Here is a 14,496-nt window from a genome sequence, read left to right on the forward strand (position 1 = left end):
GTTTTTCCGTGCCGAATTCTTCGAACAGCAGCAGTTGTTGCGTGTACGGCAAGGCCCCGAACAACGGGCTGGGCTTGCCGTTGGTGGGGATCTTGAACGATGTCTGCAGGGCGGGCGGCAGCACGTTATCGCCTGTTGGCGTGCCGCGGTTGCCATACACTCCATTGGGATAGGCGATGGAACCCAGGTTGGTGGGTGGCATGGTCAGCAAGCCATCCAGTGCGGCCTTGGGGTCGGCCGCAGGATTGGTATACGCTGAAGGATCTGTAGGAGGCGGATAGTCGACGTCGTCCAGCGGTGCGGCGTTGACGGTGCCGAGGCTGATGTTGATGAGCACCACAACGGCGATGCCCGGTTTGCTGAAGCCAAGCGATTTGAGGTCAGGCATGCTTTTCATAGTGTTTCCCTCGGGGGCGCGCCGATGTGGCTGACGTACGCAAAACGGTCAACGCAATAGCTGTGCCAAGCGCTGCAACATCCGCGGGAAGCTGGAGTTTGAATTGTTTCAAGATATTGAAGGTTGTAACTGAAGCGCCGCAGTGGGTGGCAATCCTCAAAACCGGGGGCCTTCACCCACCCATTTCCCCAGTCACCTGTCACGCCACCATCACCCTTCGGACCGCAGGTATCAGGCGCGCTATCATAGGCAGCCCTCGACCCCGGAGCCTGTCATCGCAATGCCCCTGATCAGCCATTTCAAGACCCCGTGCCCCGAGCACATCAACAGCCAGATCCTGCAGATGGTGGTCGACAACCTGACCGACGTCAGCATGGTCGCGATCCCGCCCAGCAACCTGCTGTACAACCTTTATCAATATGCGATCGGCTATGAGGTGCACCTGTATCTGCAGGCGCTGAACGGTGAAAAAGGCATTGCCGTGGAGTTGATCGTCGCCACCGACGAAGACGACCCGGAAAAGGTCCTGGGCTTTTTGCTGTACCTGCCGGTGCAGGACGATCCCGATGCGTGCGGCGTGGCGTACATGGCGGTACAGGCCGAGTATCGGCGCCAGGGCGTGGCCCGGCGGATGCTGCGGGAAATGGTCGGCCGCTATCCCCATGCCGAACTGACCTGCGCGGTGGCCAAGGTGCCGTATTTCGAGGCGATGGGCTTTCAGGTCGTGGGCGTGCGTGCGACCCAGGTGTTGATGAACACCCGCGACCACGTCACCGATGGCTTGATGGCGTTGCTGGATGTGGCGTCGATCTACAGCTCGCTGGAGGTGCGGCAGATTCATGCCTACCTGCTGCAAAAGCACGGCAAGCGCGCCATGACCGATGCGGAGAAACAGCGTGACCGACACCTCGACCAGTTGACGCGCAAGGCCAATGAGTGTGTGCGCGAGCGCTTGGGTGACGATGCGGTGCCGGCGACTGGCCCTCGGTTGCGTCTGGTCTGAGGGATTGCCCGGCGGATTTCAGCGGTCTTGCCAAACGGTGCCGGCTTCGAAGAAAATGAGAGTCATTATCAAATAACTCTTGTGACGGGTCGTTTCCATGTCATCCGCTGATCTCTCGCTGCAACACTCCGTGCACAGGCTGTACGAGGACCATCACGGTTGGTTGTGCGGCTGGCTGCGCAAACGGCTTGGCTGCGTCGACCATGCCGCGGACCTGGCCCAGGACACCTTCATTCGCGTGCTCACTCAACGCAAGAACCTCGAGTTGCGCGAGCCGCGTGCCTACCTGAGCACCATTGCCCGCAGCCTGATGATCGACTCGTTCCGTCGGCGGGCGCTGGAGCAGGCGTACCTGCAAACCCTGGCGGCCATCCCCGAGCCCGTGGCGGTGTCGCCGGAAACCCGCGAATTGATCATCGAGACCTTGATGGAGATTGACCGCCTGCTCGATGGCCTGGGCGAGCGCACTCGGGAAATTTTCCTGCTGGCGCAGCTCGATGGCTTGAGTTACGTCGAAATTGGTCGGCGTTTGCAGGTCTCGGTCAACACAGTGAAGAAGCATGCGGTGCGCGCCTTGACCCACTGCCTGCTGCTGATCGAGGACTGAGGCGTGGCAAACCCGCATCCACTGGACCACGCCACCCTCGAAGCCGCGGCGCGCTGGTATGTCGACTTGCGCGACGAGGCGTCGGACGCGGCTGTTTGCGCGGCGCACCAGCGTTGGCTGGAACACGATCCGCGCCATCGGCAAGCGTGGGAACGCTTGGCGCGCCTGCAGGACAAGATAGGGCAGATCAACCCCGCCATCGGCCGGTCGACCCTGACCAGCGCCCGGGCCAGGCGCCGCGACGTGCTCAAGGTGTTGTCGATCTTGCTGGTGGCGGGCGGGGCGGGCACGCTGGCCTGGAACACCACGGCGCTGCCAACCCTCATGGCCGATCAGCGCACCGCCACCGGTGAGCGCCGCCGCATGCGCCTGGACGATGGCACGCAACTGCAACTCAACACCGCGACAGCCGTGGACGTGCGCTACAGCGAACGCCTGCGCGAAGTACGGTTGCTCAGGGGCGAGATCCAGATCGAAACCGCCCGCGACCCCCACGCGCGTCCCTTCATCGTGCACACCGCCGAAGGCAGCATTCGCGCCCTGGGCACGCGGTTCGTGGTGCGCAGCGAAGCAGGGCGCAGCGAAGTCAGCGTGCAGGAGCATGCCGTGGAGGTGCGCATGAGCAATCTGTCGGGGCCGGTGGTACGGGTCGATGCCGGTCAGCAACTGGGTTTTCGCCAGGACAGTATCGAGCCGCTGCAACCGGCCAATCCCCAGGCCGATGCCTGGACCCGCGACATGCTGGTGGCCGACGACTGGCGCCTGGGCGACTTCATCGCGCAGTTGCAGCGTTATCGCAGCGGACACCTGGGGTGTGGTCCGGCGGTCGCCGCCTTGCGGATTTCCGGGGCGTTTCATCTGGGCAATACCGATACGGTGCTGGACAACCTGACGTCCACCTTGCCCGTGCGCATTCGTCGGTTCAGCCGCTACTGGGTCTCGGTGGAACCGGTTTGAGCATGATCGAAAAAAAATTCGTCGCGGGTGTTGTTGATTTTGATTCTCGTTCGACTTGGTAGTTACAGGTGCAACAGACGCCGCCACTCACTGCCAACGGGCGAAAGGAAACTGCATGACCCCTCGCAATCCCCAACACCGCAATTCACCTCGCCAGTCCCCCGTCAAACCGCTGAATCGCGCCGTACAAGCGGCCGTGCTGGGGATGGCGCTGGCCGTTCCATTGGGGATGACGCTGGTGGCAGCGCCTGCGTGGGCGCAAACAGATGTCGAAACGCAATTCAATATCGCGGCCGGCCCGCTGGGTTCAGCGCTGACCCGGTTTGCCTCCATCGCCGGGGTGACCGTTTCCTTCGACCCGGCCCATGCCAACGGCCAGCAAACCGCCGGGTTGCAGGGCCGCTATAGCGTCGATGCCGGCCTGCGCCAGCTGTTGGCCGGGAGCAAACTGGAAGCGGTGCGCCACGACAATGGCAGCTATTCGCTGTTGCCGATCGTGGCCAGCGGTGCGGCAGTGCAGTTGGGCGCCACCAGCATTACCGGAGCGTTGACCGAGTCGGCCTATGGTCCGGTAGACGGCTACGTCGCCACCCGCAGTGCCACCGCCACCAAGACCGACACGCCGATCCTGGAGATCCCGCAGACCATCAACGTGGTCACCGCTGACCAGGTGGAAACCCAGGGTGCGCGCAACCTGACCCAGGCCCTGCGCTACACGCCGGGGCTGAACACCGGCGGTTTCACCGACCGCAATTCGATCGCCGACGAGATCACCAGCCGTGGCTTCGCGCCGACGCCGCTGTACCTGGACGGCGCTTACATTCCGTATGCGGGGAGCCTGGGCGGTGCGCCGCAAATCGATCCGTACACCCTGGAACGCATCGAAGTGCTCAAGGGGCCGTCGTCGGTGCTCTACGGGCAGAACCAGCCGGGCGGCCTGATCAACATGGTCTCCAAGCGCCCGACCAGCGAGCAGCAAAACCAGGTCAAGCTCGGTGCGGGCAGCTACAACCGGGTCAACGGCGCCTTCGACACCAGTGGCCCGCTCGACGAGCAGAAACAGTTCCTCTATCGCCTCGTCGGCGTCGCCGACAAGGGCAATGAACAGGTCGATCACAACAACAGCCAGCGCATGCTGTTGGCGCCGAGCCTGACCTGGAACATGAACGACGACACGGCCCTGACCCTGCTGGCGCAGGTCCAGCGCGACGACGGCGTGCCGGATTATCAGTCGCTGCCGAGGATCGGTTCCCTCGACCGCGGTCCGAACGGTGAGCGGATCAACCGGCACTTCTTCTCCGGCGATACGAACTTCAACGATTACAAGCGCGATCAGTACGTCTTCGGCTACGACTTCACCCACGATTTCAGCGAAGACCTGAAATACCGCTCCAGCGCGCGCTACACCGACGTGCGTGACCGCTATAAGGGTTTCTACCTGCGCAGCTTTGTCACCGGTGCTGACGGCGTGACCGACTACACCCGGGCCAACCGCGCCAAGGTCGACTGGCGCCAGCACAACATCGCGTACACCATCGATAACAACCTGGAATACAAATTCAACACCGGCGCCCTGGAGCACACCACGTTGATGGGCGTGGACTATCGCCATTTCAGCCGCAAGTACGATGGCTACAACGCCAACAACGTGTTGCCGGTCGACCTGTATGGCAAGAACAACTACGACACCGCCAGCGTCACGCCGACGCTGACCACCCAGTGGGACAACACCCTGCGCCAGACCGGCCTGTACCTGCAGGACCAGATCAAGCTGGACAAGTGGATCCTGACCATCGGTGGCCGTCAGGACTGGGCGGAAATCGACAACAAGGACTTGCTGGCGTCCACCCATGAAACCAAGCGCGACAGCCAGTTCACCGGGCGGGTGGGCCTGACCTACGTGACCGATTTCGGCCTGGCGCCGTATGTCAGCTACTCCGAATCGTTCCTGCCGACCCTCGGCACGGCGGCGCCCGAGCGCGGCGGCAAGGCGTTCGAGCCGACCAAGGGCGAGCAATACGAAATCGGCGTGAAGTACCAGCCGTTCGAGAAGACGCTGATTACCGCTTCGGTCTATGAGGTCAAGCAGAAGAACGTGTTGACCGGCGACGTCGTGTACCCGGAATACATGGCCCAGAGCGGCGAAGTGCGCTCGCGGGGTATCGAGCTGGAGGTCAAGTCCAGCCTCGACAACATCGATGTGATGGCGGCTGCCAGCTACATGGATTCGTTCTACACCAAGGACACCTGGGGCAGTCAGGACAACCGCAACGAGGCGCAGTCGCCGGTATCGGCATCGATGTGGGTCGACTATCACTTCACCCAGGCCAACCTCAACGGCCTGACCTTCGGTGCCGGTGCGCGCTACACCGGGCGCAAACCGGGCGATGCGGCCAACTCGTTCGACGTGCCGTCCTGGGTCGTCTATGACGCCACCGTCAGCTACGACATGAGCAAGCTGGACGCGAGCCTGCGCGGTTTGCAGACCCGCCTGAACGTGCAGAACATCTTCGACCGTGAATACGTATCGGACTGCAACTATTCGTTCGGTTGCTATTACGGGCAGGAGCGGGTGGCGTCGGTCGAGATGACGTACGACTGGTAATTTTTGCCGCCGCGACTGACACCTTCGCGGTGTCGCACAATCTTTGTGTGACACCGCAAATCCCCTGTAGGAGCCGGCTTGCTGGCGAAGGCAGCCTCAAGTCATGCGCCGTTTCTGGAGACGCCTTCGCCAGCAAGCCGGCTCCTACGGTCATCGGTTGCCCGCGAGAGCCGGGGCAGTGCTCACGCCAGCTTCACATTCATGGTGATCCGCGCCGTGAACACCTTCTTGCCTTCGGCATCGTGAATGTCCACCGGCACGATCTTGTCGCCTTCACTGGTCCAGTCCACGGCCTCGCCCTCGGCGACCGCCGTTACATCGCTCTTGGCCTTGGCCAGGTATTCAACGGTCATGCCCTTGGGAATCCAGCGGGCGCCGGCGGGAATGGAAACGTCGGTCATCATCCCGGCGGCCAGTTCGGCGGCGTTGCACATGGCTATCGCGTGCACCGTCCCCAAATGATTGGTGATTTCCCGGGCAAACGGCACGTGCACGGTGGCCGAGCCTTTGCGCAAATCCTTGACCAGCGGATTGATGGTGGAGAAGTAGGGCGCCACCTGGCAGGCCAATTTGCTGAACGCTTCTGGCCCGGCGCTGTTGAACATGCTGAGGAACTGACTCATTTTTTTGCCTCTCGAGGATGATCGTTTACAGAATTATCTTCTGTAACAGAACAATGTTCTGTAACGGAACAGTATTCTGTCGAAAGGAAATCTGTCAACCTGACGTCACTTGTGCGCTGGCAAGCGCCAGCCTCCACCCATGACTTTTGCGGACTGTTTTTACCCATGGAAACCGCCGATCTGCTCGAACGCTGCTACCCCGGACGACGCGCCGAACTCAAGCGCGACATCTTCAGAAAGGCCCTGAGCCTGTTCAACGAACAGGGGATCGAGGCCACCACCATCGAAATGATCCGCGCTGAATGCGACACCAGTGTCGGCGCGATCTATCACCATTTCGGCAACAAGGAAGGCCTGGTGGCGGCGCTGTTTTTTACCGCCCTCGACGATCAGGCGCGTCTGCGCGACAGCTACCTGGCTGAGGCAAGCACCACTCAAACTGGTGTGTACGCGCTGGTGCACAGCTATGTGGATTGGGTCGACAGCCAGCCGGAGTGGGCGCGGTTCCAGTACCACGCGCGGTTTGCCGTGACCAAGGGACCGTTCAAGGACGAGCTCGCCACGCGCAACAAGGCGCGCAACAAGCAGTTGCTGGCATGGCTGGGCGCACAGGGGGACGGGCTGGGTGGTTTTCCGACGGAGTTGTTACTGTCGTTGATCATCGGCCAGGCCGACAGTTACTGCCGCGCCTGGCTGTCGGGCCGGGTCAAGGGTAGCCCGAAGGCGTACCGGGACATGCTGGCGCAGGCGGCCTGGCGTTCCCTGTGCCCCAATGAAAATCCCTTGTAGGAGCGAGCCCTGCTCGCGATGGACGCCAACGATAACGCGGGCTACCTGAATGACCGCGTAGTCCAGCGGTTTTTCGTCGGATCGCCGCCCGGAGCAAGCCCGTTCCCCCAGGAAATGTGTGATTTTCACAAGCAAAAAAAAGAGCCTCAAAAGCTCTTTGATGGGGAGGAAGTAGAGCCGTTGAGGCTCAAGATGCGCATGAAGCAGGCGGTGAGCTTGGTAGGGGTTCAGTGCACTCACCACCTACGCAGCGGCTTGTCGAGCAACCAAGCGACTGCGTAAGTTCATCCTAAAAAGTCCGAGTATTTCACTCAAGTACCACTAGTCGCATCCCCCGGCCAGCCGGCGCGGCGCAAGGCCTTGAGCAAGGTGTCGGCATCCAGCCCCGATACCGCATGCCCGTTGCCTTCGGCCGTTTCGCCGGCGAGCAGGGCATTGATGATGGCTTCTTCCACAGCTTCGGTGGCGGCCAGGAACAGCTCGCTGATGTGGTCGTTGTTGACCATGCTCAGGTGGTCGGTGGTCGGCGCTTTCTTGCTCTCGTAGGCCGCCGGTGGCACATCATTACCGGTAGCGAAAGCGATGAAAATGTCGCCGCTGTGGTCTTCATTGCCGCCCCCGGTGCGGGCCAGGCCGAGGCTGGCGCGCTGGGCCAGGCGGGTGCACTGGTGTGGCAGCAACGGCGCATCGGTGGCCAGGCAGACCACGATCGAACCCATGCCCGGATGGGGCAGCGAGGCCTTGAGGAACGGCGAATCGACCTGTTCCATGTAGCGTCCGACCGGGTAGCCGTCAACGCGCAGTTCGTTACGGATGCCATGGTTGGCCTGGACAATCGCGCCGACCGTCCAGCCGCCCTGGGCGCTGCTCAGGCGTCGCGACGCGGTGCCGATGCCGCCCTTGAATTCGTGGCAGATCATGCCGCTGCCACCGCCGACGTTGCCTTCGGTCACCGGCCCGCCCGTTGCCGAGCGCAGGGCCTGGGCCACGTGCTCGGGCTTGACGTGAAAGCCGTTGATGTCGTTGAGCAAGCCGTCGAAGGTTTCCAGCACCACCGGCATGTTCCAGTACAGGCGCCCGTCATCCGGCTGCTGCTCGCGGTCGAGCACGATCAGCGCATCGCGCACCACGCCCAGGCTGTGGGTGTTGGTGAAAGCGATGGGGCTGGTCAGCAGGCCCGCTTCGCGAATCCACTCCAGCCCCGTGGCGTCGCCATTGCCGTTGAGCACATGGACACCGGCAAAGCACGGATGCTGGCTGGTGGAACCGGCGCGCGGCTCGATGACGGTGACGCCGGTGAGGATGTCACGGCCATTGGTGGTGCGGCCTCGTACATCGCTGTGGCCGATCCGTACGCCGGGAACGTCGGTGATGGCGTTGAGCGGGCCGGGTTGCAGTTGGCCGAACTGGATGTTCAGGTCGCGGGCACGTGGTTTCATGGTTTTCTCATCTTCGATTCGTGGCAGAAAAAATTGGCGGGGCGGATGCTCTACCTGTGGGAGCGGGCTTGCCCGCGAAAGCGGTGGATAGGTCAACATCAATGTTGAATGTGCTGGCCTCATCGCGGGCAAGCCCGCTCCCACAGGGTCAGTGGTGTGTTATTGGCCGTTTTTGACCTTGCTCCAGATCCGCGTGCGCACGCGCTCGGTAGCCGGCGGCAGTGGTTGCAGGGTGAACAGGGTGGCCATGGCTTCGGCTGACGGGTAGACGGCCGGATTGCTGCGGGTCGCTTCGGCCACCAGCGTGGTCGCGCTGCGGTTGCCGTTGGGGTAGTTGAGGTGGTCGCTGACCGGGGCGATGACTTCGGGGCGCATCAGGTAATCGATGAAGGCCATGCCTTGCTCGGGGTGCGGTGCGTCCTTGAGCAGCACCAGCGTGTCGAACCACACCGGGGCGCCTTCCCTGGGCAGGCTGTAGGCGATCTTCACGCCGTTGCCGGCCTGCTCGGCGGTGGTCTTGGCTTCGAGCATCGCACCGGACCAGCCGACCGCCACGCAGATGTTGCCGTTGGACAGGTCGCTGATGAACTTCGAGGAGTTGAAGTAGGCGATGTGCGGACGCAACTTGAGAAGCAGCGCTTCGGCCTTCTTGTAGTCTTCGGGGTTGGTGCTGTTGGGCGGCAGGCCGAGGTAGTGCAGGGCGACCGGCAGCATCTCCGACGGCGAGTCGAGCATGGCTACGCCGCATTCACCGAGCCTGGCCAGGTTCTCCTCCTTGAACACCAGGTCCCAGGAATCCACCGGCGCCTTGTCGCCCAGCACCGCGCGCACTTTGTCGATGTTGTAGCCGATGCCGTTGGTGCCCCACAGGTAGGGCACGGCGTACTGGTTGCCCGGGTCGTTGTTGGCCAGTTTCGCCAGCAGATCGGTGTCCATGTTCTTGAAGTCCGGCATCTGCGCACGGGGCAACGGGGCGAGGGCGCCGGCCTTGATCAGCGTGGGCAAACTGAAGTTGCTGGCCACCACCACGTCGTAGCCGCTGCGGCTGGTGAGCAACTTGCCTTCGAGCACTTCGGCGCTGTCGAAAGTGTCGTAGACCGGCACAATCCCGGTGTCACGCTTGAAATCATGCAGGGTGGTGGGGCCGATGTAGTCGTACCAGTTGTACACGTGCACCGTCGGGGCTTCGACGGCAAAAGCCGACAGCGATACCGCCAGGCTGGCGCCAAACCCCAGATTGAAATACGAGCGGTGACGACTCATGATGCGGCACTCCTGGCCTGTTGCGGCCGGTGGTAATCAGGAGATTGCAGCGTATCGACCGGGGTGCTCTTCACCCATTCCCAACATGGGTTACACAAAAGGGGTAGTGCGTGGACGCGTTGTTGAAAGAGTTGCCGGTGCACCAGGGGCTGGCGCGGGTGTTCACGGCGGTGGGGCGGGAGAGCTTCTGGCGGGCGCTGGTCGATACCCTGCGCTTGTTGGTGCCGCTGGACAACGCGCTGGTGGCGCTGATGCGCCCGGGCCATGCGCCGCGTCTGCTGATTGATTTCGATGCCATGGGCAATGCTGACGAGCAGGAAGAACTGGCGGACTACCGCGCCGGCATGTACCTGCTCGACCCGTTCTATCAGGCCGCCTGTGCGGGCATCGCCGACGGCTTGCACAGCCTCGATTCGGTGGCGCCCGACCAGTTCCAGCACAGCGAGTACTACCTGAGTTACTTCAGGACGGTGGTCGGCGGGGACGAGTTGCAGTTCATGATCAACGTCGAAGGCGCCGTGCTCGGCCTGTCCCTCGGTCGCTCGGTGCGCTTTGGCCTCGAGGAGCAGGGCCGCCTGCTGTGCGTGCGTGACTGGGTGCTGTCAGCGATACGCCGGCACCTGGATCTGCTGCCGCTGGAAGGGCCGGTCGCCGAACTGCCGGCGGGCGATCTGGCGACCTTGCTCGACCGCTTCGATGCACGCCTGACGCAGCGGGAAATCGAAACCGCGCGCTTGATTCTCCAGGGCTTCTCCAGCAAGGCCATCGCCCAGCAACTGGGCATTTCGCCGGAGACGGTGAAAGTGCACCGGCGCAACCTCTATCACAAGCTCAACGTCAACGGGCATGGCGAGCTGTTCGCGCTGGTGTTGCAGCCGCGTTGAATTGGCAGCCCTGCGTCTCATCCGCTTGAATGGAAAAAGCTTTGCCCGCCATGGCGATGTCACAGGCGCTGACCTGTAACTTCTTACAGTTTCGGTCCGGCCAAAAAAGGCCCAGTCTGTCCTCAGTCAAAGCGAAGGATCGTCAATGCCGTGAACGCTCACCACCACGCCGCGACACCGACGCTGTCGGTCATCGATCCACGCGCCCTGACGGTTCGCAGCATCGGCTATTGCCGTCATCCTGACAGCCCGGAGATTGATCCGCGCATCACCCGGCAACGTTTCGACGCGGCTGGGCGGTTGATCGAGTCGTGGGACCCACGCTTGTGGGGCTCGGCACCGAAACCGAACCTGACCACGCGCTACGGCTTGAGCGGGCAACCGTTGCTGACGGACAGCGTGGATGCCGGGTGGCAGTTGAGTTTGCCGGATCAGATGGGTTTGCCCTGTTCGTTCTGGGATGCACGCGGCAGTCAGCGTCACACAGAGTTTGATGATCAGCAGCGGCCCGTCACTGTCACCGAACAGGCTGCGGGTGATCGACTGCGTGTGGTGGAGCGCATGACCTACGGAGATTCCGGACCTGTTTTCGCCGAGCACAACCGTTGCGGGCAGTTGATCCGTCATGATCATCCGGCAGGTACGCAATGCGCCTTTGACTACGGGCTTTTAGGTGCAGTGTTGGTTGAAGAGCAACGCTTTCTCTCTGATCTCGAAACACCGGATTGGCCCTTGGATCTCGATGAGCGCGAGACATGGCTGGAAGCTCAATCGTTCATCACCCGCCACACCTTCAATCCCGGCGCAGAACTTCAGCGACAAACCGATGCGGTGGGCAACGTTCGCACCTTTAGCTACGACGTGGCCGGCAAGTTGAGTGTGGTCTGGCTGCAAATGGCTGACCCTGGGAAACCGCCGCAACGCCCGGTCAGCGACATCCGTTACAACGCCCAGGACCAGGTCGAACGCGAAACCGCCGGCAATGGTGTGGTGACCCGCATCGAGTACGCTGCCGATGACGGCCGGCTGATCCGGCTGGTGGCGGCGGTCGGCAACCGGAACCCCTTGCAGGATCTGAACTACGTCTACGACGCTTCGGGCAACATCGTCGAGTTGCATGACCTGTCCCAACCCGTGACCCATTTCAACAATCAGCGCATCGACCCGATCAACCGCTACCGTTACGACAGCCTGTACCAACTGGTCGAAGCCCAGGGCTGGGAAGTCAGCCAGCCGAGCCATGGCCCGGCCCTGCCGACACTGCTGCCCACTCCGCTGGACCCCAACCAACGGCGCAATTACACCCAACGTTTCGAGTACGACCGGGGTGGGAACTTGATCACCCGCCAGCACAGCGGTGCGCCGGGCTTCTCGATGTTTACCTCGGCAAGCAGCAACCGCAGCCTCGGGCAGCGGGACGATGGTTCGTTTCCGGGCGAGCCCGATATCGCCTCGGGTTTCGATGCCGCTGGCAATCAACAGGAACTGCAGCGCGGGCAAGCCATGCTTTGGGACATTCGCAACCAATTGCACCGCGTGACTTTGGTTAACCGCGAAGCCGACCCCGACGACTACGAATGCTACCGCTACGACCGCCCCGGCCACCGCTTGCGCAAAACGGGGTTCGCCCATACCAGCGGCCGCACCTTGCGTACCGAGGTCCGTTACCTTCCCAGTCTGGAAATCCACCGCCAGGCCGGTGGCGAAGAACACCACGTCATCAGCATCGAAGCCGGACGCAGCAATGTTCGGACATTGCATTGGCCCTCTGGTGTTCACGACGATCAACTGCGCTACAGCCTCAGCGATCACCTCGGCTCCAGCACCCTGGAACTGGACGACGAGGCGGGCGTGCTGACCCGGGAACACTATTACCCCTTTGGCGGCACGGCGTGCTGGGCGGGTAAAAGTGCCTTGGTGGCCAAGTACAAGACCATTCGCTACTCGGGCAAGGAGCGGGATGCCACGGGACTTTATTACTATGGCTACCGCTATTACGCACCGTGGTTGCAACGCTGGATTTGTCCGGACCCGGCGGGTGATGTTTCCGACCTCAACAGGTACTTAATGGTAAAAAATAATCCGGTAGTGTTTTTTGATCAGGAAGGTCTGGACAGGGAAAGCGCCATAAAGTTGTGGAGGTATGCGTTCAAAGTTATTGTTGTAACCGGAGGGGAAACTAAAAATTTTGATCCTGATTTATATATGCGTTATGACCCTTCGGATGCGCAGGAAAAAAGACGGCTCGATTTTGTTGCTAATAAGATGCAGCACTCATCTAGTTATGATACGAGGGCAATTGAGTCGATATATGGTGAGGAGGATGAGTTTAGGAATTTATATGATAAATATGAATGGATTATGAAATACAACTTTAAGGAGAGTGAAACTCGTGAGTATTTTGCAAGTGATGTTGCGAAGTTTCAGTACGCTGCTGTTTCTCGGGAAAATGATTTTTTTGGATTTCTTCCTTTTGTTTTAAAAAGAGATTATGTTATCAATCAAGACACGCTCAGAGTGATGCATGAGGCGGAAGGGACTTCCGAAGAGAGGATGGAAATTTTTTTAAATGGAACCCCTAATGGGAAGTCAACCAAAAGAATCATGGATGATTTCAAGCTTGTCGCTACAGGCTTTAGGCAAGACCCTGAAGTGATACCGTATTTTGTTGAAGATGGAGAAAAATTTTTTCGTGCGGTTGATTTTTACGTTGATGTGAGGTTCTCAATTCGTGCTTCGATTGAAAATGCCCGTGGTGTTGTTCAGGTAATGAACCGCGGAGTAAATTCAAAACTTGAAAACAAGCCGCCTCAAGTTGCGCACAACCTATCGGTAGCGGGTATGAAACTCTAATCAGTCCCCCCTAGTAAGCAAGCTATCAATAGACAGAATTAATCTCATCCTTCCAGCCTGAACACCAACGCCTTCAACCCACACTCCACATCCGCATCCGCAAACTCCGGCGGGTTCTCCAGCCGCTGCTCGAACCGCAGGCTCGGCGCCTCACGTGTCACGCCATCAATCAGGAAGTCGGCACCAAACGCCGGGTCGTTCATGCACGCCAGTACGGTACCCTGAGGGCCGAGCAATTCCGGAAGGCGGCGCAGCACGCGCTGGTAGTCCTTGGTCAGCAGGAAGCTGCCTTTCTGGAACGACGGCGGATCGATGATCACCAGGTCGTAAGGGCCTTTGCCGATCACTTTGCCCCAGGACTTGAACAGGTCGTGGCCGAGGAAGCTCACCTTGCTCATGTCGTGGCCGTTGAGCCGGTGGTTGTCGCGGCCACGGTTCAAGGCCGGGCTGGACATGTCGAGGTTGACCACATGGGTCGCGCCGCCTTCGATGGCCGCCACCGAGAAGCCGCAGGTGTAGGCGAACAGGTTCAGCACCCGTTTGCCCTGTGCATTGGCGCGGACCCAATCGCGGCCGTAGCGCATGTCGAGGAACAGCCCGGTGTTCTGTTTGCGGCCCAGGTCCACCCGGTACTTCAGCCCGCCTTCGGTGATGGTCATTTCCTCGATGACGTCCCCGAGCAGCCATTCGGTGGTGCTTTGCAGCAGGTAGCGGTGTTGCAGCAACAGCGTATGGGCACCCGATTGCGCCCACTGTTCTGACTCGGGGATCGCCATCAGCAACCGTTTTAGCTCTTCAAGCTGTGTCGCCTCCGGCTCCTTGAACAACGCCACCAGCACCACGCCCTGCAACCAGTCCACGGTCACTTGCTCCAGCCCCGGCCAGCAGCGGCCACGGCCGTGGAACAGGCGGCGGGTTTCGGCGGGGGCGGCTGCCAGGGCGGTCAGCAGGTGTTCGCGCAGGGTAGCGAGAGCTTCAGGGTTCATTGGATCGAGTCGATGGCGTGGAAAGGGGCGGCATTTAACCATAAATGCCTATCTTGCGGTCTACACAACACCTTGTGGGAGCGAGCCTGC

General features: G+C 61.0%; 12 protein-coding genes and 1 pseudogene. 8 read left to right on the top strand and 5 right to left on the bottom strand.

Translation table 11 applies throughout. The features are described 5' to 3' along the window. Positions 1-397, bottom strand: a pseudogene (locus tag EI969_RS21855) (copper oxidase); the annotation flags it as partial. Positions 398-677: 280 nt separating this feature from the next. Between EI969_RS21855 and EI969_RS21860 the strand changes: the two are divergent. From EI969_RS21860 to EI969_RS21875, 4 genes are all read left to right on the top strand, one after another. After that, positions 678-1,400 (top strand): GNAT family N-acetyltransferase, encoded by a 723-nt coding sequence (locus tag EI969_RS21860; protein WP_160389604.1) that lies wholly within the window; start codon positions 678-680, stop codon positions 1,398-1,400. Positions 1,401-1,497: 97 nt separating this feature from the next. Beyond that, the gene (locus tag EI969_RS21865) at positions 1,498-2,007 is read left to right on the top strand and encodes a sigma-70 family RNA polymerase sigma factor (RefSeq protein ID WP_160389605.1); all 510 of its coding nucleotides are present in this window, start codon (positions 1,498-1,500) and stop codon (positions 2,005-2,007) included. Between the two features lie 3 nt (positions 2,008-2,010). Further along, a complete protein-coding gene (locus EI969_RS21870) occupies positions 2,011-2,964 on the top strand; it encodes a FecR domain-containing protein (protein ID WP_160389606.1) in 954 nt (317 codons plus the stop codon). A gap of 115 nt (positions 2,965-3,079) precedes the next feature. After that, positions 3,080-5,569 (top strand): TonB-dependent siderophore receptor, encoded by a 2,490-nt coding sequence (locus EI969_RS21875; RefSeq protein ID WP_160389607.1) that lies wholly within the window; start codon positions 3,080-3,082, stop codon positions 5,567-5,569. A gap of 182 nt (positions 5,570-5,751) precedes the next feature. Here the strand turns inward: EI969_RS21875 and EI969_RS21880 are convergent, their stop codons facing one another. Beyond that, complete coding sequence (locus EI969_RS21880; protein ID WP_160389608.1) at positions 5,752-6,192, bottom strand: hotdog fold domain-containing protein; 441 nt, start codon at positions 6,190-6,192, stop codon at positions 5,752-5,754. A 165-nt stretch (positions 6,193-6,357) separates the two neighbouring features. Between EI969_RS21880 and EI969_RS21885 the strand changes: the two genes are divergently transcribed. Next, positions 6,358-6,981, top strand: a complete 624-nt coding sequence (locus EI969_RS21885) for a TetR/AcrR family transcriptional regulator (protein ID WP_160389609.1) — start codon at positions 6,358-6,360, stop codon at positions 6,979-6,981. An 18-nt stretch (positions 6,982-6,999) separates the two neighbouring features. Next, positions 7,000-7,263, top strand: a complete 264-nt coding sequence (locus tag EI969_RS21890) for a hypothetical protein (RefSeq protein ID WP_160389610.1) — start codon at positions 7,000-7,002, stop codon at positions 7,261-7,263. A gap of 29 nt (positions 7,264-7,292) precedes the next feature. Here the strand turns inward: EI969_RS21890 and EI969_RS21895 are convergent, their stop codons facing one another. Beyond that, complete coding sequence (locus EI969_RS21895; RefSeq protein WP_160389611.1) at positions 7,293-8,420, bottom strand: P1 family peptidase; 1,128 nt, start codon at positions 8,418-8,420, stop codon at positions 7,293-7,295. 159 nt (positions 8,421-8,579) lie between these two features. Then, positions 8,580-9,683: an extracellular solute-binding protein gene (locus tag EI969_RS21900; protein ID WP_160389612.1), complete on the bottom strand. Its 1,104-nt coding sequence runs from the start codon at positions 9,681-9,683 to the stop codon at positions 8,580-8,582. A gap of 110 nt (positions 9,684-9,793) precedes the next feature. On the opposite strand from EI969_RS21900, the gene EI969_RS21905 reads away from it, so the two are divergent. Together EI969_RS21905 and EI969_RS21910 are read left to right on the top strand one after the other, a co-directional pair. Continuing rightward, on the top strand, positions 9,794-10,567 hold the full coding sequence (locus tag EI969_RS21905; RefSeq protein ID WP_160389613.1) for a helix-turn-helix transcriptional regulator: 774 nt from the start codon (positions 9,794-9,796) through the stop codon (positions 10,565-10,567). 150 nt (positions 10,568-10,717) lie between these two features. Then, positions 10,718-13,420, top strand: a complete 2,703-nt coding sequence (locus EI969_RS21910; RefSeq protein WP_371926011.1) for an RHS repeat domain-containing protein — start codon at positions 10,718-10,720, stop codon at positions 13,418-13,420. Between the two features lie 44 nt (positions 13,421-13,464). Here the strand turns inward: EI969_RS21910 and EI969_RS21915 are convergent, their stop codons facing one another. Further along, positions 13,465-14,406, bottom strand: coding sequence for a class I SAM-dependent methyltransferase (locus EI969_RS21915; protein WP_160389614.1), 942 nt, complete (start codon positions 14,404-14,406; stop codon positions 13,465-13,467). Positions 14,407-14,496: the final 90 nt, after the last annotated feature.

The organism is Pseudomonas sp. PB101, from assembly GCF_009764265.1.
Taxonomy (GTDB): domain Bacteria; phylum Pseudomonadota; class Gammaproteobacteria; order Pseudomonadales; family Pseudomonadaceae; genus Aquipseudomonas.

Coding starts and splice junctions, on each gene's coding strand:
- EI969_RS21880 (WP_160389608.1), bottom strand. CDS start 6,192: ATGAGTCAGTTCCTCAGCATGTTCAACAGCGCCGGGCCAGAAGCGTTC.
- EI969_RS21860 (WP_160389604.1), top strand. CDS start 678: ATGCCCCTGATCAGCCATTTCAAGACCCCGTGCCCCGAGCACATCAAC.
- EI969_RS21915 (WP_160389614.1), bottom strand. CDS start 14,406: ATGAACCCTGAAGCTCTCGCTACCCTGCGCGAACACCTGCTGACCGCC.
- EI969_RS21895 (WP_160389611.1), bottom strand. CDS start 8,420: ATGAAACCACGTGCCCGCGACCTGAACATCCAGTTCGGCCAACTGCAA.
- EI969_RS21875 (WP_160389607.1), top strand. CDS start 3,080: ATGACCCCTCGCAATCCCCAACACCGCAATTCACCTCGCCAGTCCCCC.
- EI969_RS21865 (WP_160389605.1), top strand. CDS start 1,498: ATGTCATCCGCTGATCTCTCGCTGCAACACTCCGTGCACAGGCTGTAC.
- EI969_RS21890 (WP_160389610.1), top strand. CDS start 7,000: ATGGACGCCAACGATAACGCGGGCTACCTGAATGACCGCGTAGTCCAG.
- EI969_RS21900 (WP_160389612.1), bottom strand. CDS start 9,683: ATGAGTCGTCACCGCTCGTATTTCAATCTGGGGTTTGGCGCCAGCCTG.
- EI969_RS21885 (WP_160389609.1), top strand. CDS start 6,358: ATGGAAACCGCCGATCTGCTCGAACGCTGCTACCCCGGACGACGCGCC.